20 protein-coding genes and 1 tRNA gene are annotated in these 26,909 nt (G+C 51.7%); 14 read left to right on the forward strand and 7 right to left on the reverse strand.

Annotated elements, in window-relative coordinates; all coding sequences use genetic code 11:
- Positions 1-122 precede the first annotated feature (122 nt).
- The 7 genes from B5X72_RS13675 to B5X72_RS13705 are packed head-to-tail and all read left to right on the forward strand — an operon-like array spanning position 123 to position 12,863.
- On the forward strand, positions 123-3,191 hold the full coding sequence (locus B5X72_RS13675; RefSeq protein ID WP_079717472.1) for a SusC/RagA family TonB-linked outer membrane protein: 3,069 nt from the start codon (positions 123-125) through the stop codon (positions 3,189-3,191).
- Positions 3,192-3,209: 18 nt separating this feature from the next.
- On the forward strand, positions 3,210-5,042 hold the full coding sequence (locus B5X72_RS13680; protein WP_079717473.1) for a RagB/SusD family nutrient uptake outer membrane protein: 1,833 nt from the start codon (positions 3,210-3,212) through the stop codon (positions 5,040-5,042).
- Between the two features lie 43 nt (positions 5,043-5,085).
- Positions 5,086-5,514, forward strand: a complete 429-nt coding sequence (locus tag B5X72_RS13685) for a hypothetical protein (protein ID WP_079717474.1) — start codon at positions 5,086-5,088, stop codon at positions 5,512-5,514.
- Between the two features lie 19 nt (positions 5,515-5,533).
- Positions 5,534-6,508 (forward strand): DUF4466 family protein, encoded by a 975-nt coding sequence (locus B5X72_RS13690; protein WP_079717475.1) that lies wholly within the window; start codon positions 5,534-5,536, stop codon positions 6,506-6,508.
- Entirely contained in the window at positions 6,498-9,719 is a 3,222-nt protein-coding gene (locus B5X72_RS13695; protein WP_176146208.1) for an alginate lyase family protein, read from the forward strand. The genes B5X72_RS13690 and B5X72_RS13695 overlap by 11 nt, the downstream gene beginning before the upstream one ends.
- Before the next feature lie 19 nt (positions 9,720-9,738).
- Positions 9,739-10,953, forward strand: a complete 1,215-nt coding sequence (locus B5X72_RS13700) for a glycoside hydrolase family 88 protein (RefSeq protein ID WP_079717505.1) — start codon at positions 9,739-9,741, stop codon at positions 10,951-10,953.
- 11 nt (positions 10,954-10,964) lie between these two features.
- The gene (locus B5X72_RS13705) at positions 10,965-12,863 is read left to right on the forward strand and encodes a heparinase II/III domain-containing protein (protein WP_079717477.1); all 1,899 of its coding nucleotides are present in this window, start codon (positions 10,965-10,967) and stop codon (positions 12,861-12,863) included.
- Between the two features lie 79 nt (positions 12,864-12,942).
- Here B5X72_RS13705 and B5X72_RS13710 read toward each other — a convergent pair.
- Positions 12,943-13,014: transfer RNA gene (locus B5X72_RS13710), tRNA-Arg, on the reverse strand.
- A 236-nt stretch (positions 13,015-13,250) separates the two neighbouring features.
- Between B5X72_RS13710 and B5X72_RS13715 the strand changes: the two genes are divergently transcribed.
- The 6 genes from B5X72_RS13715 (at position 13,251) to B5X72_RS13740 (ending at position 19,310) form a co-directional block, all read left to right on the forward strand.
- Positions 13,251-13,895 (forward strand): peroxiredoxin, encoded by a 645-nt coding sequence (locus B5X72_RS13715; protein ID WP_079717478.1) that lies wholly within the window; start codon positions 13,251-13,253, stop codon positions 13,893-13,895.
- A 97-nt stretch (positions 13,896-13,992) separates the two neighbouring features.
- Positions 13,993-14,307 (forward strand): thioredoxin family protein, encoded by a 315-nt coding sequence (locus tag B5X72_RS13720; RefSeq protein WP_079717506.1) that lies wholly within the window; start codon positions 13,993-13,995, stop codon positions 14,305-14,307.
- A complete protein-coding gene (locus tag B5X72_RS13725; protein ID WP_079717479.1) occupies positions 14,288-14,548 on the forward strand; it encodes a DUF6952 family protein in 261 nt (86 codons plus the stop codon). Before B5X72_RS13720 ends, B5X72_RS13725 begins: the two co-directional genes overlap by 20 nt.
- A 293-nt stretch (positions 14,549-14,841) precedes the next feature.
- Positions 14,842-17,277: a PIG-L family deacetylase gene (locus tag B5X72_RS13730; protein WP_079717480.1), complete on the forward strand. Its 2,436-nt coding sequence runs from the start codon at positions 14,842-14,844 to the stop codon at positions 17,275-17,277.
- A gap of 23 nt (positions 17,278-17,300) precedes the next feature.
- Positions 17,301-17,501: a hypothetical protein gene (locus B5X72_RS13735; protein WP_139378689.1), complete on the forward strand. Its 201-nt coding sequence runs from the start codon at positions 17,301-17,303 to the stop codon at positions 17,499-17,501.
- Between the two features lie 105 nt (positions 17,502-17,606).
- Entirely contained in the window at positions 17,607-19,310 is a 1,704-nt protein-coding gene (locus tag B5X72_RS13740) for a sodium:solute symporter family protein (protein WP_079717482.1), read from the forward strand.
- On the opposite strand, the gene B5X72_RS13745 is transcribed toward B5X72_RS13740, so the two are convergent.
- From B5X72_RS13745 to B5X72_RS13770, 6 genes are all read right to left on the reverse strand, one after another.
- Positions 19,268-20,152, reverse strand: a complete 885-nt coding sequence (locus B5X72_RS13745) for an N-acetylmuramoyl-L-alanine amidase (protein ID WP_079717483.1) — start codon at positions 20,150-20,152, stop codon at positions 19,268-19,270. The genes B5X72_RS13740 and B5X72_RS13745 overlap by 43 nt on opposite strands.
- A 51-nt stretch (positions 20,153-20,203) precedes the next feature.
- Complete coding sequence (locus B5X72_RS13750; RefSeq protein ID WP_245826938.1) at positions 20,204-21,193, reverse strand: DUF3078 domain-containing protein; 990 nt, start codon at positions 21,191-21,193, stop codon at positions 20,204-20,206.
- Between the two features lie 232 nt (positions 21,194-21,425).
- A complete protein-coding gene (locus B5X72_RS13755) occupies positions 21,426-22,175 on the reverse strand; it encodes a peptidase associated/transthyretin-like domain-containing protein (RefSeq protein WP_079717485.1) in 750 nt (249 codons plus the stop codon).
- A 68-nt stretch (positions 22,176-22,243) separates the two neighbouring features.
- Positions 22,244-23,101 (reverse strand): glucosaminidase domain-containing protein, encoded by an 858-nt coding sequence (locus tag B5X72_RS13760; protein WP_079717486.1) that lies wholly within the window; start codon positions 23,099-23,101, stop codon positions 22,244-22,246.
- Entirely contained in the window at positions 23,102-23,779 is a 678-nt protein-coding gene (locus tag B5X72_RS13765; protein ID WP_079717487.1) for a glucosaminidase domain and LysM peptidoglycan-binding domain-containing protein, read from the reverse strand.
- 22 nt (positions 23,780-23,801) lie between these two features.
- Positions 23,802-24,437 (reverse strand): O-methyltransferase, encoded by a 636-nt coding sequence (locus B5X72_RS13770; RefSeq protein WP_079717488.1) that lies wholly within the window; start codon positions 24,435-24,437, stop codon positions 23,802-23,804.
- A 96-nt stretch (positions 24,438-24,533) separates the two neighbouring features.
- Between B5X72_RS13770 and B5X72_RS13775 the strand changes: the two genes are divergently transcribed.
- Positions 24,534-26,909, forward strand: a 2,376-nt coding sequence (locus tag B5X72_RS13775) for a DUF5686 and carboxypeptidase regulatory-like domain-containing protein (RefSeq protein ID WP_079717489.1), incomplete at its 3' end; no start/stop codon positions are given.

Genomic DNA, 26,909 nt, shown 5'->3' on the forward strand with positions numbered 1-26,909 from the left:
TTATAGATTTAAATAAAACTTCTTTTCATATAGAGCGGCACCCCCGTCAAGTACGGTGCATCCGCAGTGCGTGGTATTTGACAAATAACCAATTATAGTTTTTTTAACCAATTTTATGAATTATGGTAAACATAAGACAATTCCTGAGACTATTGTTATTATGCTTTCCCGTTGTTGTGTTCGTCTACTCGGCTCGAGCACAGGGTAACGTCACGGGGAAGGTGGTCGACGCTGAGGGTATACCCATCGAAGGGGCTACGGTGCTGGTCAAAGGGACGACCGTGTCGGCTGGAACAGATGCCGAGGGCCAATTTTCCATCGCCGCACAACCGGATGACTGGTTAGTCATCTCATCGGTCGGCTACAAGATTCAGGAGGTTCAGGCAATTGCCGGAACTCCAATAACGATCACCTTGGAGTCCGATGAGCAAATCCTCGACCAAGTGGTCGTGGTGGGATACGGTACGCAACGAAAAGCCAACGTAACGGGTTCTATCGCAACGCTGACGGTAGACGAAAAAATGACGAGCCGTTCGCTTTCCAATGTCTCCTCCGGACTTGCTGGTATGCTTCCAGGGCTCGCTGCCAACCAGTCACGGGGAATGGCAGGCAATAACAACGCCAACTTGATGATCCGCGGATTAGGGACAGTAAACAACAGCAGCCCGTTGATCGTCGTGGATGGAATGCCCGATGTAGACATCAACCGACTGAACATGAACGACATCGAGAGCATATCCGTATTGAAGGATGCCACGTCTTCTTCTGTCTATGGTTCGCGGGCAGCAAATGGTGTCATTCTCATCACAACCAAATCCGGAAGAGGTAAGGAAGCCAGCATCACGTTTAACAGTACAGTTGCGATGCAACGGCCTACAAAGTCATTTTCATTTATGGCCGACTACCCGCGTGCGCTGACGTTGCACCAGCTATCCCAGCGTGTCAATACCCTCGATGCAAACCTGTTGTTCAAGAATGGCACCATCGACCAGTGGATGGCCTTGGGAATGATAGACCCGCTACGCTATCCGAATACAGACTGGTGGGATATCATTCTCCGCGACGGTGCCATTCAAAACTACAACCTTTCTGCCACCGGGGGCAATGATCGATCAAGCTTCTTCTTCTCCGGCGGAATGATGGATGAGAAAGGCCTGCAAATTAACAATGACTATACCCGCTACAATGCCCGCCTAAACTACGATTATAAAATTCGGGACAACATCAACATCGGCGCCCGGATACAGGGCAACTGGAGTAAGTATACATACGCACTCGAGGAAGGCTTCACAGACGACAATGCATCAAACACCGCGGGTTTTGACCTGCAATATGCCATTGCAGGGATTACGCCTTATGACCCCGTTTCGGGCTACTATGGTGGCGTGATGGCTTATAACGAAGACCCGCAAGCCTACAATCCCTACACGGTATACCAAAACATGTTAAATAGAAACAACCGGCAGGAGACCAACGCCAACGTATTTCTTGAATGGGAATTCTTCGAAGGCTTGAAGGCCAAGGTGGATGGCTCGCTTAATTATTACAATCAATTTTCATGGAGTGCCAATATGCCAAACACGGCCTACAACTTCCAGGGAAACCGGTTCGGCAGCCGTGTGTATGTAGGCAATAACGCGGGGGTCAGCAATGCAACGGCCACGGGCTACAAAACGTTGTTAAATGCACAGTTAAATTACAACAAAACCATCGCCCAAAACCATCGGATCGGCGCTTTGTTCGTATTCAGCGAAGAATTTTGGTATGACCGGGTACAATCGGGATCGCGAAACGACCGGCTCCACCCTTCGCTTCATGAAATCGATGCAGCATTGACGGATATCCAAACGGCTGGAGGTAATTCCAACAACGAAGGGCTACGCTCCTTCATCGGCCGCCTAAACTATCAAGCATTTGATAGGTACCTTTTTGAGTTTAACTTCCGATACGATGGTTCGTCCAAATTTTTGGAGGGAAGCCGATTCGGTTTCTTCCCTTCAGCAGCCATCGGCTGGCGATTTACCGAAGAAGGGTTCCTTTCCGCGCTGAAGAATGGGGTACTCAATTCGGGAAAACTTCGGGCATCATATGGCGGTCTGGGAAATAACAGCGGCGTGGGCCGCTACGAACAACAACCTACGTTAGCATCCAGCCCCTATATCATCGGCAACCAGATATCGCGCGGCTTCGTCAACCGGAAAATGGTCAACCCGCTGTTGTCTTGGGAAAAGACCACTGTACTCAACTTGGGATTGGATCTGGGATGGTTAAATAACCGGTTGACATCCGAGCTTGACTACTACGATCGCTTGACCACCGGGATGAACCGGCCATCGGAAATGTCCATCCACTTAACCGGTGCCTATGACGCCCCGAGACAAAACATCGGCGACCTGCGTAATCGGGGAGTGGAAGCAAACATCACCTGGGCAGAGACGCGTGGTGACTTCAACTACTCAATCAACCTCAACGGCTCGTACAACACGACGGTGCTGGAGAAGTGGAATGAGTTTCTGGGACGCGGCACCACCTTCATCGGCATGCCCTACCATTTTGTCTACACCTTTGAGGACATCGGCATTGCCCAGACTTGGCAAGATATTTATTCAAACACGCCACAGGGTGCTTCTCCCGGCGATATACTCCGCCGCGACGTCAACGGTGATGGCCGCATTGATGCAAATGACCGCGTCGCTTATCCGCATTCGCAACTGGACATGCCGACGACCAACTTTGCGATGAATTCTGCAGTCGCCTGGAGAGGCATTGATTTAGCTATCCTGCTCCAGGGAGCAGCAGGGCGTAAGAATTATTGGATTAACAATTACAACAACGTCAACTTCGGTAACAGCCGCTATGCGTCCACCTGGGACCACTGGTACCTCCCCTGGTCCGTGGAAAATCGTAATGGCGAGTGGCCACGCCTAGCGGGCAATGCCAACCGGGAGGAAACAACGTTTTGGCTGGATGACATGAGTTATCTTCGACTTAAAAATATTCAAGTGGGCTACTCGTTGCCTAACAACTTACTATCGCGGCTCCGGATACGGAATTTCCGCGTGTACCTCTCCGCCGAAAACCTGCTAACGTTTACGTCGTATCGTGGAGTCGATCCGGAGAGCACCGCTACGCGCAATGATATGTATCCGCTGACCAAGTCGTACACCGTTGGCTTGAACTTGAGTTTGTAACCTTTTTGATAACACATTATGAAAAGAAACTATAGGTCTTTATTGTTGATAGCGTTGGCACCCGTGGTGTTATTGACCAGCTGTGTGAAGGACTTGCTGGACCGCCAGCCCACGACCGAATTGGGCGAAAGCGCTTTTTGGCAAAATCTCGACGACGCAGAATATGCATTAATGGGATTGTACTCGTCTGTCAGACCCTTGTTTGACCGGGATTATTACCTCGATGGGCATGGCGAATATGTACGTGCCCGTGGTACCAGCGCCACAAGTGGCAACCTTCGCCTTGGCGACGCCTACCACGGCGCAAACTATAATCCCACAGGATACGCCGGCAGCTTTGACAAGATGTATCGCTACCTCTATGGAGGGGTCAACCGGGCGAATTACGTCATTGAAAATGCCGAAAAAATGGCTGCAAGCAATCCTAATCTTGCGGCCGACCTTGACGCCATCATCGGGGAAGCTAAGCTCTTGCGCGGCATGGTATATTTCCGACTCATCTCCATGTGGGGCGACGTACCGTATATCGGTAGAATCGTCAACGGAAATGCCGAGGTGGCGAATATTGAACGAATGCCCATAGCGCAGGTAAAAGACTCCATTCTGGCCGATTTTACCGACGCCTTTGAACGACTGCCCGATTCGCCACCCGCAATGGGAAGGGCCGCAAAACCGGCAGCGTTGGCATTCCGTGGAAAACTAAACCTGTACTGGGCCTGTTGGAACAAAAACGGCTGGCCAGAGCTGGACACGTTTACACCACACGCATCCGAAGCTACTGAGGCATTCACCGCTGCGGCCGAGGATTTCCGGAGCGTTATCCAAGACTATGGCCTGATGCTGTTCCGCGGTGGCGAGCCTGGCGACATCGATACCCTTGGGCGGGCGGAAATCCTCCCCAATTATTATTACTTGTTTACTCCCGTAGCGAATGGCGATCCCGAGATCATCATGGGCTTTACCCACGGCGGTATCGGCACCAACCAAGGTGAAGAGCTCATGCGCGACGTGGCTGGTCGCTCGCACGAGGGTTCTCAATGCTGGGTATCGCCACGGTATGAAATCGCCGACCGTTACCAATCCATCATCACTGGTGATTTCGTGGATCCGCTAATCCCCATGAATCCCTCAAACCCCGATGCCCGCACAACTCCCGGATCGGCCGTGAACCCTCAGAGCTACGAAAATCGCGACTACCGAATGAAGGCATCCATCATGTGGGACTATGAGATGAGCGTGGGAATGGTCAACAGGCAATCTACAGGTTGGGTTCCCTTCATCTACCAAACGTGGGCCCAGCCGATTACCATAGGCGGCGAAACCTACATTTCGTACAATACCGATGGAACAAATTCGGGCTATGTGTTTCGGAAATTCCTACGGAATGAGGCGGGCCTTGGCCGAAGCGAGGGAGACTATCACTTCCCCGTGATGCGCCTTGCTGATGTATACCTGATGTATGCCGAAGCAACCAACGAGTTGTCCGGACCGACAGCTGATGCTATCGACTTGGTGAACAAGATTCGCCACCGCGGCAATTTGCCGCCCTTAAATGGCGAAAAAACGGCTTCTAAAGAAGCGTTCTTTGATGCAATCGAGCAGGAACGTATCGTCGAATTATTGGGCGAAGGACATCGCGGCTTCGACTTGCGCCGTTGGCGGGCAATCGAACGGGTCTGGGGAGAGCCCTACGGGCCGGGCGTATGGCGCAGGGATACCCATGGCGCCAATCAACAACGTTACTACCAGAATACACCTGAACGGGAGTACGAACGGAACTATATTTTCCGCATTCCCGAAAGCGAACGCGACCGCAATCCGAACTTGACGCAGAACACGCCTTGGCTATAACAATTGAACTGTAGACAGAAACACATCAGTAGATTTGGAACATATGAAGACCCTATTAATAGAACGATTAAGAAAATATGCCAGTACCTTGTGCCTGGCGGTATTGTCGATAGCCGTCACAGTAAGCTGCTCGGACTATCCCATCGATGAAGACGGACTGCTCATTACGTCCCGGGCAGATTGCTACGTGAGCAACTTCGAGTTACTTGGCACGGACTACCAAACCGTGCGGACTCGGAATCCCGTTATTGACACCGTGGCGTGTACCATCGAGGTGGAGGTCTTTTTCGGAACAGACCTCAAGAATCTTTATCCACAATTTTCATTGGTCACCGACGCAAAATTGGAACCGAAAATCACCGGCTTCGTCGATTTCTCTGACCTGAACAATCCCAAAAGTTGGACCGTTGTTTCGGGCAACCGCAAAGTACGGAAAACCTATACGGTACACGTATCTGTTCAACAACCGTAGTGAACTTAAACTTTGAAACATGAACGCACTATTCAATAAGTTGACCCTTTTCATTGCTATCGCTACCCTGCTCACAGGCTGCGAAGATGAACCTTATCAGGTACCCGAAGCACCGGGAGGCTTACAGAACGACGTGATTAAACGATCTATCGGACCGAATATGGTAGGGGAATTCATCGAATTTGCCTATGCCATGGCCAATAAGGATGTACAACTGGCTGAAGCAACGGTCGAAGCATCCATACCAGGCGCGGAAGGAACATGGCTGGAACATCGCTCCTATCACACGGACGGCGGAGGCAACGACATTGGTATCCCAATAGGGTCGCCCGCTGTGACCACGGGCAATCAGACAACAGTCTCATTTTCCACAGACACGAACGCCGCTACATTAAGGTATTACTACCGAGTGCCCGAAGCCGCCCGTGGACAGACTGTCTCGTTTACCTTCCGGGCGACCGATAGATCCGGCCGCACAGTCTCCTATGACGCCGGACCGTATCACGTATCCCGCATGGATATGGCACTTGACCTTGTGGTAAGCGACACCGAAAGCTACATCTCTATCGAGGACATGGCCATTTATTCTGCTGAAGAAGCGGCCGCGGTTCCAGACAAAATTGACCTGGTTTATCTTTACAGAACCATACCCAATATTGCCTTTGGACACGCCATTGTTTCGCCTGCTTCGGATGAGACGTACCGCCCTGACGTAGCCTTGCCAGCTGGAGTAAATCGTAGTACTAAGGTACAAAAGGCATGGAATATTCGTGATCGTCAATTGGCACGTCTGCAATTCGGTGTCTTTGTTGACGATGTCGATTTTCAAACGCTTGATCTATCCAACGCACCAAATTATGCCGTAAACCTCCGAGAAGAAGCTGGCTTGTGGGTAGAAACACAGGACGGACGGTACCGAGCTTATATTTTTTTGAATAAATTGGACAACAGTGTGGGCAATGCCACCATTAGCATCAAACGTTATGTGTTATAAATTGGTTCGCAACTTCCGCGGTATTGGGTGCCTCTTGCTGATATTGGTCTTTGCGACTGCCGGAAAAGGCCAGCCGGAAAAGGACTTCCTGACCATCCGTGAACGGTTAGTGGCCACGCTATTAGCCGCCCCAGTAACTTCCGTACAGGTGGAAGGCATCATCACCGAAATGACTGACGACGGCATATGGCCGTCCATCAACTATCGCGATACAAGCAAGACTGGCTTTGAACACCGCATCCACCTCGAAAACCTCTTGACAATGGCAAAAGCCTACCATCAGGGAGGCGGGAAATACAACCACGATGCTCGCGTGCTGGAAGCCTTTAAGAAAGCCTTTGGCCACTGGCTGCGAAAAGATTACCGCTGTGAAAACTGGTGGTGGAACGAGATTGGCACGCCCAGCGCAATGGCAAACATCCTTTTGCTCATGCGCAATGAACTGGATACCGATGAGCTTTCCGGCGGGCTAGCCATCGTTGGGCGGTCGAACTTTAACGGTTTCGGTGCCCGCCCGGGCGGCGACTTCGTCAAGATGGCGGCCATCAAGGCCATAGGCGAGTTGGTAGCGCAGGATACAGCAGAATTCGCGCTGGCCATCAAGACGATGGCCGATCAAATCTATATTACCGAAGAGCGCGGTATAAAGCCGGATATGAGCTTCCACCATCGGGTAGACTGGGTACCATCTACCTTGTCTTACGGCCGCCAATATGCCAGCACGTTCGTCTATTGGGGCCACGTGCTTCGAGGCACACGCTTTGCCTTTGAGCCTCGTGCACTCGCACTGATAACGGACTTTTACCTTGACGGAATTCGTAAGGCTATGCCATTCGGCCGCTTTACCGACCCAGGCATCAAGAATCGCGACGTCTCCCGAAGGTCTTCACCTGGGGAATGGCGAGACGATGGAATCGCCTCATCGCTGGCTCAGATTGGAGACTACCGGAAAGCTGAATTGGTACAGCCCGACCTTCGTAGCAATAGGTATTTCTGGTATTCCCACTATCATTCCCACCAGCGACCAGCCTATTTTGCTTCGGTACGGATGTACTCCGACCGTGCCAACAACATGGAGTGGCCCCATAATGAAGAGGGGTTGAAAAACCACTTCTACGCAGACGGAAGCCAGTTCATCAGTCGTACCGGTCGCGAATACATCAATATTTATCCTTCGTGGGACTGGCGGAAGATCCCTGGTACGACGGTGGTTCAGGTTGATTCATTCCCCCGTTGGGAGGAATTGGTCAAAAAGGGAACGACTTCATTCGTCGGCGGTGTATCCGATGGGGAATATGGCGCTACTGCTTTCGACTTCCACAGTCCGTTTTCAGGGGTCAGCGCTCGTAAATCGTGGTTTTTCTTCGATGACGAAATCGTCTGCCTAGGCGCGGGCATTACAGCGGACGCGCCTCAACCCGTGGTAACTACATTGAACCAATCGCTGTCATACGGCCCAACGTGGGTCAATGGCAGCCGTAAAACAGAAGAACTGGAGCTCGAGCTACAAGGCCCCCTTTGGGTCAATCACGATAGTATCGGATATATCCTCTTAGATACCGGGGAAGTGTGGTTGCGGCAGGGTAAATCTACCGGCACGTGGCGAAGCATCAGCCACCAAGATGCGGCGACCGATGAGCCTGTCACTCAACAGATCTTCACATTGACCGTAGATCATGGTGCTCGCCCGCGAGACGCTGCATATGCATACGTGGTACTGCCGGCGGTCGGCGAACATGAAACCGCCACCTATGCCCAGCAACGACCAGTGGAGGTGGTGAGCAATACGACAGCCGTACAGGCGGTATCCCACACGGGGCTTGGTGTTCATCACGCGGTGTTTTACGAACCCGGAGCGATTGACTTTCCAGGTGGGCTGCGGCTTGCTTCGGCGGAACCTGCATTGTTTACGTTAAAAGTGTCAGCCGCAGGAATCGAACGGATCTCGGTGGCAGATCCTACCCGCAAACTGGAGAAGCTATCCTTCCGCCTACAATTGCCGGACGGGAGGGATACCGCCTTAACAGTGGCGTTGCCCCGGAATCAATTCGCCGGAAAATCGCTACGAATAGGTCCATTGAAAGCGGGCTACACGCCTTTCCTGTTACGAGAAGACGTACTGGCGGCGCATCAGCAGCGTATCACCGAAGGCGATGCACTGTTGACGGCCGACTTGGATACCGTGTTGCGTCTAGCTGACCTCGCCTTAGCGCGCAAACCCTATTCGGTGACCGAAAAGTCCAAAGTGCCGCCCAGCGGCGACAAGCATGATTACATGAGTGTCGGCCCATACTGGTGGCCGGACACGACTAAGCCTGACGGGTTGCCCTATATCCGTAAGGATGGACAAACCAACCCAGAACGGTTCGCTATCAAGGACGCGCAATATGTCAAGGAATTGTGTGCTGATGTTCAACTGCTTGCCGCGAGTTATTATTTCACGCAACATGAAAAATATGCTCAGCATGCAGCCAAACTACTGGAAACATGGTTTCTCGATGAGCAGACAAAGATGAACCCGAACCTGAACTTCGGCCAGTCAATACCGGGTGTCACCGATGGAAGAGGCATCGGGTTGATTGACACGTGGCACTTTGCTAAATTACTGGATGCCACGCAATTGTTGACGGTCTCCCCGCATTGGGGATTTGAAAAACACGCCCAGTTACAGACATGGGTAAAGGAATTTCTGCATTGGATGCTCGAAAGTGAGATTGGTAAAGATGAAGCCGATGAGCACAACAACCATGGCACGTATTACGATGTGCAGATCGCCAGCTATGCACTATTTGTCGGTGATACGGCGTTAGCCAAACAGACGCTTGAGCGAGCGACAAAGGCTCGCTTGGAAAGCCAGCTGGAAGCTGATGGAAGGCAACCACATGAGCTGGCGCGCACCCGTTCCTGGAGTTATTCGTTGATGAACCTCACCGGCTTCTTTATGCTGGCCCGGCTAGGTGAAAACGTAGGTGTCGACTTATGGGATTACCGAACACAGCAAGGAAAGACCATTGGCAAGGCGTTCGACTACCTGCTTCCATACGGGTTGCGCCGCCAGGAATGGCCTTACCCACAATTAGGGGGAATGGATTTTAACGGCTTTGACAAATTGATGGCAACAGAAGGGCTTCGCTACATGGATAGACAGACTGATCAGCGCATTGGGGACGGCGTACCCAGCTTCAATCGGCTAACTGGAAGCTTCCTTTAGATATAAAATGAATAACGACATGAAAAACCGAACGACAACAAGAAAAGTGTGGGGACTGGGAGTAGCCCTCATGATAATGGGAACCGTAAATGCTCAGCAAACTGGCAAATTGACATTAACAAAAACATTTATAGACAAAAATCTGCGCGAGGCTATAGCGCAATATCACACGCTGATAAAGCGGGTACCGGGTGACGTACTGCCCCGCACGTACATAAAGGCCAACGACTCCTTGGTCACCGCAAAGAGCAATACGTGGATAGCTGGATTTTACCCGGGTACGCTACTGTACCTTTATGAATATAGCAAAGCGGATGGTTTACTCGCGGAGGCTGAAAAACGACTCCGCCTTTTGGAGAAAGAAAAGGACAACAAAGGCACCCACGACCTTGGCTTTATGCTGTATTGCAGCTTCGGTAATGCACTGCGGCTTACAGGTAACACACACTACCGGGATGTCCTGCTTACCGGCGCGGAATCGCTGGCTTCACGCTTCAACGCCACGGTGGGCTGCATACGCTCATGGGATCACAATGGCGACAAATGGAAATTTCCGGTTATTATCGACAACATGATGAACCTGGAATTCCTCAATTGGGCGTCGCGCGTATCAGGAAACCCCAAATACGCCGAGATTTCAACAATTCATGCCAATACGACACTAAAGCACCATTTCCGCGCGGATAACAGCTCATATCATGTCATTGACTACGACCCTGAAACCGGTGTTGTACGCAACAAGCATACACACCAAGGAGCGGATCATGAGTCCGCATGGGCACGCGGACAGGCCTGGGGACTATATGGCTACACGATGATGTATCGCGACACACAAAACGAGAATTATCTGGACCAAGCGCGGAAAATTGCTGCGTTCATTCTCGATAACCCATCGCTTCCGGAAGATGGCATCCCGTATTGGGATTACAGCGTATCAGGCGCCGACGTACCTCGGGATGCCTCTGCCGCAGCCATTACCGCATCGGCGCTGCTTGAGCTGTCTGAATTGACCACGGGTACCGAAAGCCTGCGTTACCTCCGGAATGCCGAACGTATCTTAACCAGCCTCTCCTCGCCGGCCTACAAAGCGTCCATTGGCTCGAACGGGGGCTTTATCCTCGAACACTCCACGGGGCATTTCCCGGCAAATAGTGAAATCGATGTGCCGTTGTCCTATGCGGATTATTATTACGTTGAAGCGCTCATGCGATATCAACATCTGTTGAACCAGTAAATCGATACAGTATGGATACAAAGGCAAAATTGTTTTTCCTTATCGGCCTATTGCTGTCGTTGGGATTCGCAGCACCAACGCAGGCATTGGCCACCGGACCGGCGGCCGACAGTGTGCCTAAACTGCAAAACCCCATTACGGTAGCGTATCTGAATAAACAACTGCGGAAGTCAAAGCCGCGCTTGGTGCTCAACAGCGATATCGAAAAGCACCTGAAGCAAAAACTGAAAACGGACTCCGTAATACGGAATATCTATGCAGCCATCCAACGGGATGCAATGGCTATCCGCCAGGAACCGCTGCTGGAACGCCGGCAAATTGGCCGCAGGCTGCTCGCAGTATCGCGGGAGATGCTCCGCCGGATGAATATGCTGGGCATCGTCTACCGGATTGAAAAAGATCCCGCTGTATTGCAGCGCATAAACGACGAGGTGCTAGCCGTCTGCCGGTTTTCGGACTGGAATCCTTCGCACTACCTGGATGTCGGCGAAATGGCCCTGGCAGTCGCCCTCGCGTTGGACTGGACGGCGGGCGCTCTCCCCAAGGCCACCATCGGGGAAGCAGAGAATGCCCTTATCGAAAAAGGTATATTGCCCAGCTGGCCGGCAGATGGCAGCCAGCCTTGGTGGGCCTATGGCAACAATAACTGGAACCAAGTGTGCAATGGCGGCATGATTGCCGCATCCATTACCATTGCTGAGCGCGACCCGGCACTGGCGGCAAAAACCCTTCACCGGGCGCTCGATGGGCTGCCAAACGCGTTACATGCGTACATGCCCCATGGTGTTTATCCCGAAGGCTCCACCTATTGGGATTATGGCACGGGCTTTTCCGTCATCGCAATTGCCATGCTGGAAAGCGCTTTTGGTACGGACTTCGGCTATGGCAACTATCCGGGATTTCTTCAAAGCGCCACCTTCCGCGTACTCACCAATGCGCCCTCGGGCATGTATTACAATTTCGCGGATTGTGGCGACAGCCGCAGCCCCAATGGTGACATGGTCTTGGCTTGGTTTGCCCAGCGGACAGGCAATGCTGCTTATTTCGAGAAGGAACGCTTCCTGATACCTGCAGCGCAAATGGGACGTTTGTCGCGATTGGATGGAGCCGGCCTGGTATGGGCGGCGCAATTTGAGGAAAAAGCGGAAGCACAAGTCCCGACAGCCTGGAAGGGAGACGGCCCTAACCCGGTGGTATTCTTCACCGGTGAGAAAAATGATGCCCGGGGCTATTACTTCGGCGGTAAAGGGGGCTACGGCAAGGTCAACCACGGCAACATGGATGGGGGTTCGTTCATATTCGAATTGGATGGAGTACGTTGGGCGATAGACCCCGGCAACCAGGGCTATGAGGAACTCGAAAAAACAGGTTTTGACCTTTGGGGAAGTTGTCAGGACTGTGCACGTTGGACACTGCTCACCAAAAATAATTTTGGACATAGCACCCTGAGTGTCAATGGCCAGTTACATCGTGTAGACGGAATGGCTACCATCACCGACTTCAAGGATGGCCCCATGCCCGAGGCCACTGTAGATCTCACCGCAGCGTTCGGTGATTTACTGACCTCGGCTCACCGGCGTTTCATCAAAGATAGTCCGGCCTCACTGACCATTGAGGATAAAATCGTACCTTCCGAAAAAACAACAGAGATAACCTGGCAACTCATGACGACTGCAGATATCATCCTCCAACCGGACGGAATGCTGCTCCGGCAGGCGGGTAAGGAGTTGCGTATCCAAAACCTTTCTCACCCACATCTCCGATTTTCCGTCGTCTCACTGGATCCCGCTCCGCTCGAGCTTGACCGTCATATTCCAGGGCTGAAGCGCATCGAGCTGCGTATCCCAGGCTGGACAATAGCCACAGACTCAGAGACGATTAAAATTCGACTCTTCGGAGCCGAACAGTAATGTCATGACACCTTGGCTATACAACAAAGGGTTGCCCCGCAAAGAGCAACCCTTTATGTGTTGAAAGCAATCCTTTCTGTAGCCTCGACAGGAATCGAACCTGTATCAAAAGTTTAGGAAACTTCTATTCTATCCATTGAACTACGAGGCCTAAACGCTCGGCAAAAATACAATTTTCAGCGAATAATTGAAAATGATTTCCGCCCTCCCGATGAGGCACGGAAAAGTGACGGATGTCATTTTGCCGTGCAATTTCGCCGATAGTATGTAATGGAAATTTCAAAATTGAGCTGACATAAACTTTTTATATAGGCCATTGATAAAAACGATACCGCTTCACGCAGATAAAGCGTACTTTTGCATCGTCAAAAAATAAACAAATTAACTATGAGTCTTACAGGAAAAAAATTCCCCAGTATTACAGTTGACGCGATTGATTACCTCGGCGATAACTTGTCCATCAATGTTTTCGAAGAGGCAACTAAAAAAGGAAAGAAAGTATTGTTGTTCTGGTATCCAAAGGACTTTACGTTTGTGTGCCCTACTGAATTGCATGCATTTCAGGAAGCGTTGCCCGAATTTGAAAAACGCAACACCATCGTTATTGGCGCATCATGCGATACCAACGAGGTACACTTTGCTTGGTTAAACACTGCAAAGGACAATGGCGGTATCGAGGGCGTAACGTACCCCATCCTTGCTGATACCAACCGTAACCTTTCTCGCGTATTGGGCATCTTGGAAGGTGAAGAAAAGGAAAGTGACGAATTTGGATACATTTTCGAAGGTTCGAATGTAACATTCCGCGCCACTTACCTCATCGACGAAGATGGCAAAGTCTTCCATGAAAGTGTAAACGACATGCCCTTGGGACGTAACGTGAAGGAATACCTCCGCCTGATCGATGCTTATGCACACGTTCAGAAATTCGGCGAGGTATGCCCCGCCAACTGGGAAGAAGGCAAAGAAGCCATGCACGCCACCCGCGACGGTGTAGCCAGCTACCTTGCCAGTCAAGTTTCATTGAGCTAACACAGGCTCATTATGGCAAATGCCCGAAAACGTCATCCGGCTTTTCGGGCATCCTTATCCCTTCCAGTAAGGATCTACACAAAAAAACAAGATGAGTATGTTACAGGAATTAGAAAACGATAACCTCGCCGATATCGTAAAAAATAACGACGTGGTATTAGTGCAATATTCAGCCACCTGGTGCGGCAATTGCAAAATTATGAAACCGAAGTTTAAAAAATTGGCCTCGGAAAACGAGCAAATCCCTTTTGTCATCGCCGACGCGGAACGTTTTCCGCAATCCAGGCAGCTGGCCAATGTCAGCAACCTGCCTACCTTTGCGGCATTTAAGGGTGGCCAGTTGGTAAATCAGGTACAGACCAATAAATTTGACCCATTAATTGAATTGCTGAATGAAGTTACCCATAATTAAACACCTGGTCGAATTCATTGAGCAAAACGACCAGGATTACGTGCTCGAAGCCATTGAGACGCTCGAATCGCTGACTGACGTGCCCTCGCTGAAAGACGAGGAACTTGATGTCATCGGTGAGTTGATTTCAAACATGTACGGTGCGATTGAAGTGGATAAGCTCGTAAAGGGTGGAATGGAACGTAAGGAAGCGCTAAATACCTTCATGAAACGCGTGCTGGGCGCTATTGATAAGGCGTAAGTCCGCCCGTTGGCTTTCCACAAAACGATGTTCATAACGAGTCTTTTGTGGAAAACTTGTTGCAGAAAGCTGGTCTTATGTCAGGTATATCTCGTATCTTTACCGTTGTTAAAGGTTAACTTCTTAAAGCCGTTTCTATCTGTTGGCAGGAATAATCCACACGCTTATGCATAAGCATTGAATGCTGCGGTTTTAAGATTTAAATGATTTTTTAATTGTTAATTTGCAGGAGCCGTCCCGATGTTGTCGGGACGGCTTTTGTTTGTTCATCCCAAAGCCCTATCTTTAGTGCCATGAACGTAAGAATCATTGTCAATCTCCTAATTTTTCTGACCACGACCTTACCATCCGTTGGCCAAACCATGCAGCCGCAGCATGCCGGCGAAATCAAGCAGGCCATCAACAAGCTAAATACCCTCGGATCGGTGCTTTACTTTGCTGCGCATCCTGATGATGAAAATACCCGGCTGATTGCTTGGCTGGCCAAAGAGAAGCGTTACCGGACGGGCTACCTTTCGCTCACCCGGGGCGATGGCGGACAAAACCTTATCGGTACTGAACAGGCCGAGGAACTCGGGCTTATCCGCACCAATGAATTGCTTGCTGCGCGGCGCGTAGACGGCGGCGAACAGTTCTTTTCGAAAGCGATCGACTTCGGGTTTTCGAAAACATGGGATGAAACGTTCCGCATTTGGGGGCGGGACCAAATCCTGGCTGACGCTGTTTGGGTCATCCGCAAATTCCGGCCTGACGTTATTATCACACGCTTCCCGCCGGACGAACGGGCCGGCCATGGGCACCATCAGGCGTCTGCCTTACTGGCAATCGAGGCTTTCAGTGCGGCTGCGGATCCAAAGCGCTTTCCGGAACAGCTCGCCGAGGTGTCGGTATGGCAAGCCAAACGATTGCTTTGGAATACGTCAAGTTTTTTCCAGGGATCGCCTCCGTCTTCAAGCCATTTCCTGACCAATATCGGCGAATATAACCCGTATATTGGCCAGTCCTATGGGGAGATTGCAGCAGAAAGCCGCTCAAACCATAAGAGCCAGGGTTTCGGATCGGCCCGCCAGCGAGGCAATAGCGTGGAACGTTTTGAAGTGTTGCGGGGCGACGCGCCGGAAAAAGACTTGTTCGACGGGATTGAAACAACATGGAAGCGGGTTCCAGGTAGTGACAACATCCCGCCGCTGATTGCAACGATCAACCAGGGATTTGATATGGAACACCCTGAAAAATCCATCAATGACCTCTTGGCCCTGCTCAAGGAGGTGGAAAAGCTAACCGATGGGTATTGGAAAACACAAAAGGCAGCTGAAATCAAAGACCTCATTCTCGCTTGCGGCGGCATATGGTTCGAAAGCTATGCCCCTGCAGCCATGTTTGCGGTGGATGAGCAAATTCCTGTCCGCACAGCTTTCATTGTACGTCGGCCCGGCATAGACGTGACGGTAGGCGACACCACGCTTCCGTTTAACGAATTGCATGAGGAGTCTTCCGTTTTTGACGCCTCCGCCATCACGCAGCCTTACTGGCTGCGCCAGCCGCATGGGCTGGGCCGCTTTGTGGTGGACCGCCAAGAGGACGTAGGGCGCCCCGGAAACAGTGACAATCCCACGACAACTGTCGCGCTGCGGATTAACGGGCAGGAACTGACGTTCGAGCGCCCAATCGTTTACAAATACACGCATCCCGTGCGTGGCGAGGTATATGAGCCACTTGCTATTGCACCGAAGATTACGGCCAACCTCGGCCAAAAAGCGCTGGTATTCAATGGATCAGAACCCAAAACGCTTGAAGTGGTATTTACCGCGCACACCCAAGAAGAGGTGTCCGCAACCGCAGCACTACACCTCCCCGGGGGTTGGCGTGCCGAACCGGAACGATTTCCTTTGGCGTTTTCGGCCAAGGCTGAAGAAACTGTCGCTAAATTCACCATCTATCCCGCGCCGCAAACGTCGCTCACGGATTCCCTACGTGTTGTCCTGCAATACGGGGATACCACGGCACAGGCTAACGCCATTCGGACCATCGCATACGAACACATTCCCCGCATTACGTGGTTCCCCCCCGCGGCTGCGCGCCTCAGCAAAGTGGAGACCGGCGTGTCGGCTACCCGCATTGGTTACTTGCCCGGAGCTGGCGATCTGATTCCGCAAGCGCTGCGTGAAATCGGGCTGCAGGTAGACGTGCTCACCGAACAGGACGTTCTTTCGGGAAAGCTTGGCCAGTATGATGCCGTCATCACCGGCGTACGGCTCTACAACGTCAATGAACGTATCCGGCACTTGCAACCCCGTCTATTGGAATACGTAAAAAACGGAGGCACCTTGGTGGTACAGTACAACGTGAGCAACGGGCTGCAACCCGTGGAATTGGGACCTTACCCGTTGCAGCTTTCCCGCAACCGGGTAACAGATGAGACAGCGCCCGTAACCATCCTAAGCCCTGATAGCCGGATATTGAACTACCCGAACAAGATTACGGCCGCCGATTTTGACGGGTGGATACAGGAGCGCGGATTGTATTTTGCCGGCGTTGCAGACAAACATTATGAGCAGCCGCTTCGGATGGCCGACCCTGGTGAAACGCCCAGCGATGGTTCGCTGCTCGTAGCGCCTTACGGCAAAGGTAACTTTGTTTATACATCCCTGGCTTTTTTCAGGCAATTGCCTGCCGGCGTGCCGGGCGCATATAGATTATTTGTAAATTTGCTTGCAAAACCCAATTGATCAAACAGCTATATTAATTGAACATGGAAAAACATATTGAAGAGCCCACGAAGGACACAAAGGTTAACAACTACTTCTACCTGCTTGGCGCACTGTTTGGCGGCTTGACTGGCGGCTTCATACAGGAAAGCGTTCTTGCCGCCCTTATTGGTGCGGTAATAGGGCTAGCATTTGCCGGCTTCTTCGTTGGCAACCTGCTCAAAGGCCGCGAGCATGACCGATAAGGGACTGCCTCCCTTTGTGCGCAACTGGAAGCGGTTTTACTGGATCGTAGCCGCTTGGTTGCTGGTATTAATCCTACTGTTTTACTTGTTCACCGTTTATTTCGAATGAGTACGACGGACTGGGCGGTATTGTTTTGCACGCTGTTACTGATTGTCGTTTACGGCGTATACAAAAGCAGGGGTATCCGGAATATCGATGGGTATTTGCTGGGCAACAAATCTTTGCCCTGGTACCACGTAGCACTATCCGTGATGGCCACGCAGGCCAGCGCCATCACCTTTCTTTCCGCACCCGGACTGGCGTATTCGTCGGGCATGAGTTTCGTGCAATTTTACTTTGGCTTACCGTTAGCCATGATCGTGCTCAGCATCTCCTTCGTGCCTATTTTTCACCGCCTGCGGGTCTTTACGGCCTATGAGTTTCTGGAAAAACGATTCGATGTCCGCACACGTGCATTCACAGCGCTGCTGTTTTTGATACAACGAGGGCTCTCCACGGGCATCACCATCTATGCACCCGCGATTATTTTATCCAGCATCCTCCAAATCAACGTGGTCTATACCACCTTGTTTATCGGCACCTTGGTCGTACTCTATACGGTATATGGCGGCACGAAGGCGGTATCATATACCCAGATGCTGCAAATGACCATCATTTTCGGCGGGCTGCTGACGGCCGGCGTATTGGTTGTATACATGCTGCCAGGCGATATCGGCTTGGGAAAAGCGTTGCATATTGCAGGCAAATCGGGCAAGGCGAATGCCATTGATCTGACATTCGACTGGAACAACCAATACACCTTATGGAGCGGCCTTATCGGTGGCTTTTTCCTGCAACTTTCTTACTTCGGCACCGACCAAAGCCAAGTAGGGCGGTACCTCACGGGCTCCTCCATCCGCGATAGCCGCATCGGCTTACTGATGAACGGCTTGCTCAAGGTGCCCATGCAGTTTGCCATACTGCTCATTGGGATATTGGTGTTTGCTTACTATCAATATAACAGCCCCCCCATCTTTTTCAATAAGTATGAGCTCAATAAAATCGAAAACAGCGGATACGCTGCCCAGGTAGACGAACTGAAGGCCGAGCACGAATTGATCTTCCGCGAAAAGCAGCAGCAGATACACCGGCTTACCGAAGCGCTTGACCAGGGTGATGAAGCGGTCATCGCCGATGTACGTGAACAGCTACGCCATGCCGACGCACAGGCGAAGGAGGTGCGGCAGGATTTGATAGCGTTGATGCAGGAAAACGACAGCTTGGCCGACACGAATGACAACAACTACATCTTCCTGTCTTTCGTCACCGAAAATTTCCCCAAAGGGCTCATCGGCTTGTTGGTAGCCATCGTTTTTATGGCGTCCATGGGCGCTACAGCCAGTGCCATCAACTCCTTAGCGTCCACAACGGTCATCGACATTTATAAGCGCTTTGTCAGTAAGACAGCCAGCGAGCGCGGATACCTTTCCGCATCGCGGGCGTTTACCCTGGCTTGGGGTATATTCTGCGTCATCATCGCCCTATATGCGAGCAAATTGGGTAACCTGCTGGAGGCGGTGAACATCCTGGGTTCGCTGTTCTATGGCACCATACTCGGCATCTTCGTCGTGGCTTTCTATGTCAAGCGAGCGGGTGGCAGAGCTGTGTTATGGGCAGCCATCCTCACCGAAGCTATCGTCATTGCCCTGTGGTGGTCCGATGCCATGGCCTTCCTCTGGCTTAATTTGGTAGGTTGCGCCGGCGTCGTGCTGTTCGCGCTGCTTTTTCAGAGTTTCCGGTACAGACTGTACAATACACGGAGGTCGTAGTCCGTCAACTTGGGACTGACATCGGTTTGGACGTAATGTAGCTTGAATGCGCCGATGGCGGCATCCAGATTGGATGTGTCGTAGCCGATGATGCGTAGGGCATCCACGGGATTGAAATGTTCCGGTGGCTCCACCAGCTCGTTATCCGGCCAAAGGCCAAATCCGCGTTCAGCCAACCGTTTCCAGGGAAAGAAAGCACTGGGGTCGACCTTCCGGGCAGGCGCAATGTCGGAATGCCCGATAAAATTAGCGGTAGGGATGTTGTACTTCCGTTTGAGCGTATCCAACACATTCAGCAAGCTGTATAGTTGAGCCTCGGGAAATGGCTCATTTCCGTTATTATCCAATTCGATACCCAATGATACCGAATTGAGATCCGTCACGCTGCCCCACTTGCCGGCCCCTGCATGCCACCCGCGCACATAATCGTTGAGCAGCTGGTACACCTCACCGTCACGGCCAATCACATAGTGGGCGCTCACTTCCGAGTGGGGCACCGTAAAAGTGCGCAGCGTCTGCGCCAGGCTGTCTTGCGCGGTATGGTGGATAATAACGTAGTTGGGTTTACGCAGGTTGAAATGAATGGCACCAACCCAATGGGCGTCACGCTTTGCCTGCTGATCTTCTAAGACCGTGGTGTTGCCAGCGGTGTCATACGAGACCACCAGGCGGGTTGTGGCGTAAGGCAATGGCTGCCGCAGCTGCTCGGTAAGCGCCTTCAATTGCTGTTTATGCAGTTTGTTGGTTTTCGCATAGCGATCAGTGCTGCACGCCGAAAGAACAAGCCCTGCAAACACAATATAAATGACGGTACGTACGGGAGGAATGCTTGCTTTTGCCATACACACGAAGAGCCTGTTTAAATTTATATAGTGAAATTTTTATAGGCTAATTTACTTTGGGATTTTATAAAGCAGGCCCAGTGCCAGGGTCTGGCTCGTCTGAATGTCGGTATGCTGGCGACTATCGTACACCAAGATACCGGTAAGCGACACATTGATCAGCCTGGTGACCGAAGCGATGAGCGTCGCATCCAGGCGGTGGGCCGGATCGTTTAGCTCTTCATAGTTGGCAAACATGTTGTAACGGCTCTTAAGATTAAGGTTTTGCCCGATGTTGCGATCCAGGTTGGCCGTGAGCTGGAACGCCAGGTCATTGCGGAAGCGTCTGCCGGGCTCGACCCCATACCGCGACCCGTCGCCCGCCGTTGGCACCACGTTGTCGTCCCACACAAACGTCTGCCGAGCCGTGCCTGTGCCGATACGCAGGGAAAAAGTGTTGTCCGGCTTATACTCGATACCAAGTGATTCGGTCAGGTAGCCTGGAGCCATGAAATTGGAACGCACACCCGTGATGCTATCTTGGCCACTGGAACTTACACCATAATGGTAGCCAATATCAAACTGGCTTTCAAACGTGAGCGACGTAAACAGCGACCAGTGTTTGGCTATCCTCAATGAAAGCTTATTGTCCCAAAAAATCCGGTCGTTGTTTTTCCGGGGCAGCTGATCCCTGTTTTTCATCTTTCCGTATTGCAGGTTCAGCTCGGTGACAAAGTTGGTGTTGTTGCGCGTATAATCGGACTTATGATTGATCAGAGCCCCTACCGAGATGGAGTTGACACCTCCCGACTGCCAGTTTTCGCTGAACGATGCCTGGTTGGCGTTGATACCAAAGGACGACCAGTGCCGCCAGTAGATCACCTGCAAATCCAAGGCGGATACAGGCAACGTAACCGGACGTATATCCAATTCCGGCCGTTCGACTTTGAGGCTGTTGGAATCCGGCTTGCGCCGCAACTCGTCTAAATCATAGATTTGGGCGTTTCCTATCGAAACGCCCAAAAGCAGGAGTGTAAGCAAAAAGTAAAACTGTTGTCTCATAGCTGCCGCTAAATTAGCAAATATCGTGCTGCTTTTCATTAAGCGACCTATTTCTCCTTCGATTTCGCGCTTAGCAAATTAGTTTTGCGCCGTTGCTCCACTTAGGGCTCCCGCGCACCCGTGTGTGCTTTCCCTTCTTCCTCTAAGGCATCCTTGGATGCGCATAAGCAACCTAGGGGGACGAGCGGAGCAAGTCTCCCAGTTGCGCCGCGTATCCAAAGATGCCACCTCCCTATTTCTCCGTTTCAGGAAGCGGGGGTAATCGCCGGGCCGCAGGGTTTTGCCGGTACTGAACCAGCGACGAGCGGATATAAAACGCGAGGTTATAATCATTGGCGCTGAGCACAAAATAGTAAGAAGGCCGGTACTGGCGCATGAAATCAGCCAAGGTCTCGCCTTTAAGGCCGGTAATGCTACTTACCAATTCAGGGGTAAACCGGTAGTCAATGACCGTTTCCCGGTAATCTTGCTCGATAATCTCCTGAAGCCTGCGTGAGTTTTTACCCTCCCGGCTGATGAGCTTGTATAATGCATCGATGCTCAATCCTGCTCCCGTGGGGCCCACCGAAAAAATCGACCCCGCATCTCCCCGGCTATAGGCCGTGCTATACTCCCGCTTATTCTCCTCCAGCCGCTCCTCGGGACTACGCCGCGCAATGACCGATACTTCATCAAGCCATATTGTGGAACGCTCCATATTAAACAGCACGATCTTTTTATCTTTTACCATCAACGTATCGGGATGATAGCCCTTGGCCGCAGCGATCAGAATGTCGCCGGGTGAGGCCTGGATGGAAAATTCACCACGCGTGTTGTTGTACCCTCCTTCGTCGTTGGCGGTATTGTAAACGTATACCTGAGATATGCGCTGTTTCGTATGCTTATCAAATACAATACCCTCTACGGCGTTTTGCGCCATCGTGAAGCCGGGACTCCATACGCCCAAGAATAATCCGGATAGAAAACGAACCAAACATTTCACTGTCGTAAAACTACAGTTAAGTTTGCAGTTGGCGAAAAATTTAACACCATTTTGCAGATGGTGATAGCTTATTGTGACACTAAGATAAGCTGGCCGACAAACAGCGATTCGGTTTTCAGCCCATTTAGATCCATCAGATCTGTCGTGGACATGCCATATTTACGGGCAATAGCAGCCAGCGTATCGCCTTGCTTGACCTCATGGATATCGATACGTACCGGCGCCTTGGCCTGCGCGACTTGGAGCTCTTCTGGTTTATTTTCGACGATTTCAGTCTGGACTACTTTTTCACGTTCGATTTTGGCGGTGCGGCTTTCGGGCCGGTCGTACTGATGCAGTTCGTAACGTTCGATGAGGTCGATCAGCAGATCAGCATATCGCGGGTTCGTCGCGTAACCAGCGGATTTAAGGCCTTTCGCCCATCCCTTGTAATCGTCCTTATCGAGTTCAAAGAGCGCCGCGTAGCGTTTCCGCAGCAAAAACTGCGAATGGTCTTTGAACGACTCTTCCGCGTGTTCGTATACCCTGAAGCAATCGTTATGCCGATCATCGTCCTTGTAGGTTTTCCCCCCTATCCATTCCGGAGTGCACTTGATGCCGAAGTGATTATTTGCTTCGCGGGCCAGTGTACTGTTGCCGTTTCCGGATTCGAGTAAAGCTTGCGCCAGCTTAATGCTTGCCGGAATACCATACCGCTCCATTTCAGCAATGGCGATATCTTTATATCGCTCAATGTATTCGTAACCGGATGTGCTGGTGTAGGAAGCGGCCGGCTGTGCAGGTTTGGTAGGAGCGTTGCGTGCCGGCTGAGCTGGCCGCGCCGGTACCGGCCGGCTGCTCACGCGCGGGTTCTGAAGCACTTCATGCTTGGATAGGCACGAAGTAAAGAAGACGGCAGCGAGAATGGCGTATAGGTATCCTTTCATTTAGAGGAGCAATTGTTGTCCGATGCGCAACCGCGAGTCGGTCAGCCCATTGTTGCGCTGAATGGTCTGTACCGTTGTGCCATACTTCCGGGCGATGTCATATAAGGTGTCTCCTCGTTTTACCGTGTACCACGCTGCTTCCTCCGGCATTTCAGCTGCAGCAAGTACCATTCCTTCTGGTTTTTTATCCAACTCATGCAGGTTGTATTTCCGGATGATGTTGATGACCTTGGATGACCAAGAGGTACTGTGCGCATACCCGGAACGGGCTATGCCCTGCACCCACTTTTGGTATTCATGAGGCTCATACAAGTCGAACAGCTCCACGGTACGCTTGCGGCGCTTCAGAAAATCGATAAAATCCTGATAGGATTCTTCTACCGACGAATACCCCTTGTAGGCCGAACGGATTTCCTTACTGTCGTTCGGCCCCTTAATACCGAAGTGGTTGTTGAGGTGGCGGGCGACGCGACTGGTACCGTGTGCGCTCTCATGCATCGCTATAGCTAAGATGATGCTCGCCGGGCATCCGTGTTCTTCCATATGCTGGATGGCTGCATCTTTGTATTGTTCGATATAAGCTTGGGGTGATTCTTGGGCTATCGTGTGTATAGCTGACGTTGCGGTCAACCACATGGCAAGGCATAAGGCAATGGTCGTCTTGTTTATTCCTTTCATATCGTATGGTTTTAGCTTCCCTTTACCGCTTACGCAACAGAAACAACCCGTCGCGAATGGGAAGAATCAGTTTATCTACACGTTCATCGGCTGCAAGCCGTTCGTTCAGTGAAACAAATTGCTGGGTTTGGGGATCGCCGGCATCCATCACCACTTTCCCCTTCCAAAGTACGTTGTCAATCAAAATCAAGCCGCCCTTACGGCTTTTTTCGAGTGCAAGCTCATAATACAGGTGATTGTTTTTCTTATCGGCATCGATAAAAACGAAATCAAAAAGGCCTGACAACTCGGGGATAACGGCGGCGGCATCGCCAATGTGGTAATGAATAGCATCGTGCCATTGGGATTGCTCAAAATACCCACGGACACGGGCTTCCAGCTCTGCGTTATGGTCGATGGTGTGGATTTCGCCCCCCGGCGCAAGGCCTTCCGCAAGACACAACGTCGCATAGCCGGTGAACGTGCCCACCTCCAGCACATAACGGGGTGCGACCAGCTTACTCAGCAGCGCGAGGAACCTCCCTTGATAATGGCCCGACAGCATGTGAGGCCTCGTTTCCTTGAGGTAGGTCTCCCGGTTGATGCGCTGCAATAAAGCAGGCTCAGCATCACACGTCCGCTCCAGATAGCTCGTCAATATGTCATCGAACATATCCATCGTAACCGCAAAGTAAGCAAACTTAACACAATTTAACAACGATAACGATGTAACGTTTCGTAAGTTTGGACGTCAGAATCATAACCGATCACCTATATGGATTGCCGTATCATGCTGAAAATCATCGCCGTCACCACCATCTTCACCTATTGCTTTATTTTACCCGCCCATACCCAAACGTATCCATTGAGCGGGCAGGTCAGGGATGAACACGGCCAGCCGGTACCCTTTGCCAGCATTTATAAAGCGAACACCACCACCGGTACATCGGCTAACAGCGAAGGAGTGTTCAAGCTTCAGCTGCCGTCCGGTGAGCACACATTGCTCATTCGGGCCGTTGGTTACCGGCAGGCCGCCCAACAGGTGACGGTACCCCGCGACACACACCTCACTGTTGCCTTGCACACCGAGGCTTACCTGCTGGACGAGGTGGTCATCGGCCATGGAGAAGATCCGGCTTATGCCATTATCCGGCAGGCTATCCGCAACCGCAAGAAGCACTTGAATGAGGCCTCACCTTACACTGCCAAGGTGTATATCAAAGGCGTGCAGCGCCTATTGCAGGCGCCGAAGAAATTCTTGGGGTTTGATGTCGATCAGGTGGCGCGGGAGATGGGGCTTGACTCCAACCGGACCGGCATTGTATACCTCTCAGAATCCGAATCCCGCATCACCGTGCAGCCGCCGGATAAATTCCATGAGGAGATGATCAGCTCCAAATTTTCGGGCAACAACCAAGCGTTCAGCTTCAACCGGGCAGCCGACTTAAAGCTGAACTTTTACGAAAATCATCAGCCCATTATTGAAGGGCTGAGCGCACGGCCATTTGTATCGCCCATCGCTGACAACGCACTGAATTACTACCGCTATCGCCTGTCAGGGACCACGGAAGAAAACGGACTTACGATCAACAAAATACAGGTCATCCCCCGTCGCAAGGCGGAACCGCTCTATGCGGGCGACATTTACATCATAGATGGCTCTTGGCGCATCTATGGGGTCAACCTCCAGCTCACGAAGGAATCGAGCGTCAATATCCTCGATACACTCAGCATCAGGCAGGAATTTATCCCGCTCGAAAACCAGCAATGGCAACCCTCAAGTATCCGCTTCGATTTCGTGGGTGGGTTGCTGGGCTTTCGCGTAGGCGGCTACTTCGCCGCGGTATACAGCGATTACAACCTGCAGCCCACCATCAAAAAGCGCCTTTTCAACGAAGCGTTGCGCATTACGGAGGGTGTCAATAAGCGGGACGCTGACTATTGGGCAGCACACCGCCCCTTACTGCTTACGGAGGAGGAAGAGTTGGATTATGTCCGCAAAGACAGCATACAACGGCGGCGTGAATCAAAGGAATACCTCGACTCGGTGGATAGACGGGCCAACCGGTTTAAACCTATGGGCTTTCTCGCGGGGGGGTATACTTACCGTAATCGTGCAGAACGCTGGCGCCTTTCGTTCGATGGCCTTGCCACGTCGCTGCTCTTCAACAGTGTGGAAGGGTTGGCACTCCATTATGGTGCTCAATATGTCAAGCAGGTAGACACCGTCCGCAACCGCAGCTTCACCCTATACGGCAATGTCCGCTACGGCTTTGCCAACCAGCGCTTCAACGGCTATCTGGGCACGTCGTTTCCGTGGGGGAAAAGCACCTTTGGGCTCTATGGGGGCAGCACCGTGCAGGACCTGAACAACCGCGGCTCGCTGCCGCCACTATTTAACACCATCAGCACCACCTTCTTCGGCCGCAACTACATGAAAGTGTATGAGCGCGCCTTCGGCGGGGCCTCTTGGCAATATACGCTGCCTGCGAATGTGAAGTTGTCCGCTTCGGCGATATGGGAAAACCGCGTTTGGTTGCCCAACAGCACCGACTACACCTTCTGGGAGCGCAATAAACAGTACCTAACCTCAAACAATCCGTTTGTCCCCGCTGAAGACATACCACTATTTGACGAAAACCAGGCGTTTAAGGTCTCGTTGGGTGTCAGCTACGACTTTGGCACGCGGTACGAAACCTATCCGAACAGGCGGGTATACTTGCCATCCAAATGGCCCACGCTATCGCTAAATTACACCAAGGCCATACCAGGGGTTTTCGGGGCCGACGCAGCTTATGACTTGCTGATAGCCCGGTTGTACAAAACACAAATTGCTATGGGGTTGTACGGCCAGCTGTCCGTCGACCTTATCGCCGGCACGTTTTTGAGCAGCAAACAACTGTACTACACGGATTACCGCCATTTCAACGGTACGCGTACGCTCATCAGCGACCAGCAACTGAGTACGTTCCTGCTGCTGGATTATTACCAGCATAGCACAACGGAAAATTTCGCGGAGGCACATGGTGAGTACAATCTGTCTACGTTGTTGACCAGCAAGGTGCCCCTGCTCCGCAAACTCAAGCTACAGGAAATCATCGGGCTGCATTACCTTAACACCAAAGAGGTGTCCCATTATGGCGAAGCGCAC

This window comes from Parapedobacter luteus (genome assembly GCF_900168055.1).
GTDB classification, from domain to species: domain Bacteria; phylum Bacteroidota; class Bacteroidia; order Sphingobacteriales; family Sphingobacteriaceae; genus Parapedobacter; species Parapedobacter luteus.

Coding starts and splice junctions, on each gene's coding strand:
- B5X72_RS13760 (WP_079717486.1), bottom strand. CDS start 23,101: ATGAAAGGATACCTATACGCCATTCTCGCTGCCGTCTTCTTTACTTCG.
- B5X72_RS13730 (WP_079717480.1), top strand. CDS start 14,842: ATGAACGTAAGAATCATTGTCAATCTCCTAATTTTTCTGACCACGACC.
- B5X72_RS13700 (WP_079717505.1), top strand. CDS start 9,739: ATGAAAAACCGAACGACAACAAGAAAAGTGTGGGGACTGGGAGTAGCC.
- B5X72_RS13695 (WP_176146208.1), top strand. CDS start 6,498: ATGTGTTATAAATTGGTTCGCAACTTCCGCGGTATTGGGTGCCTCTTG.
- B5X72_RS13735 (WP_139378689.1), top strand. CDS start 17,301: ATGGAAAAACATATTGAAGAGCCCACGAAGGACACAAAGGTTAACAAC.
- B5X72_RS13750 (WP_245826938.1), bottom strand. CDS start 21,193: ATGAGACAACAGTTTTACTTTTTGCTTACACTCCTGCTTTTGGGCGTT.
- B5X72_RS13685 (WP_079717474.1), top strand. CDS start 5,086: ATGAAGACCCTATTAATAGAACGATTAAGAAAATATGCCAGTACCTTG.
- B5X72_RS13740 (WP_079717482.1), top strand. CDS start 17,607: ATGAGTACGACGGACTGGGCGGTATTGTTTTGCACGCTGTTACTGATT.
- B5X72_RS13745 (WP_079717483.1), bottom strand. CDS start 20,152: ATGGCAAAAGCAAGCATTCCTCCCGTACGTACCGTCATTTATATTGTG.
- B5X72_RS13720 (WP_079717506.1), top strand. CDS start 13,993: ATGTTACAGGAATTAGAAAACGATAACCTCGCCGATATCGTAAAAAAT.
- B5X72_RS13770 (WP_079717488.1), bottom strand. CDS start 24,437: ATGGATATGTTCGATGACATATTGACGAGCTATCTGGAGCGGACGTGT.
- B5X72_RS13765 (WP_079717487.1), bottom strand. CDS start 23,779: ATGAAAGGAATAAACAAGACGACCATTGCCTTATGCCTTGCCATGTGG.
- B5X72_RS13675 (WP_079717472.1), top strand. CDS start 123: ATGGTAAACATAAGACAATTCCTGAGACTATTGTTATTATGCTTTCCC.
- B5X72_RS13715 (WP_079717478.1), top strand. CDS start 13,251: ATGAGTCTTACAGGAAAAAAATTCCCCAGTATTACAGTTGACGCGATT.
- B5X72_RS13680 (WP_079717473.1), top strand. CDS start 3,210: ATGAAAAGAAACTATAGGTCTTTATTGTTGATAGCGTTGGCACCCGTG.
- B5X72_RS13690 (WP_079717475.1), top strand. CDS start 5,534: ATGAACGCACTATTCAATAAGTTGACCCTTTTCATTGCTATCGCTACC.
- B5X72_RS13725 (WP_079717479.1), top strand. CDS start 14,288: ATGAAGTTACCCATAATTAAACACCTGGTCGAATTCATTGAGCAAAAC.
- B5X72_RS13705 (WP_079717477.1), top strand. CDS start 10,965: ATGGATACAAAGGCAAAATTGTTTTTCCTTATCGGCCTATTGCTGTCG.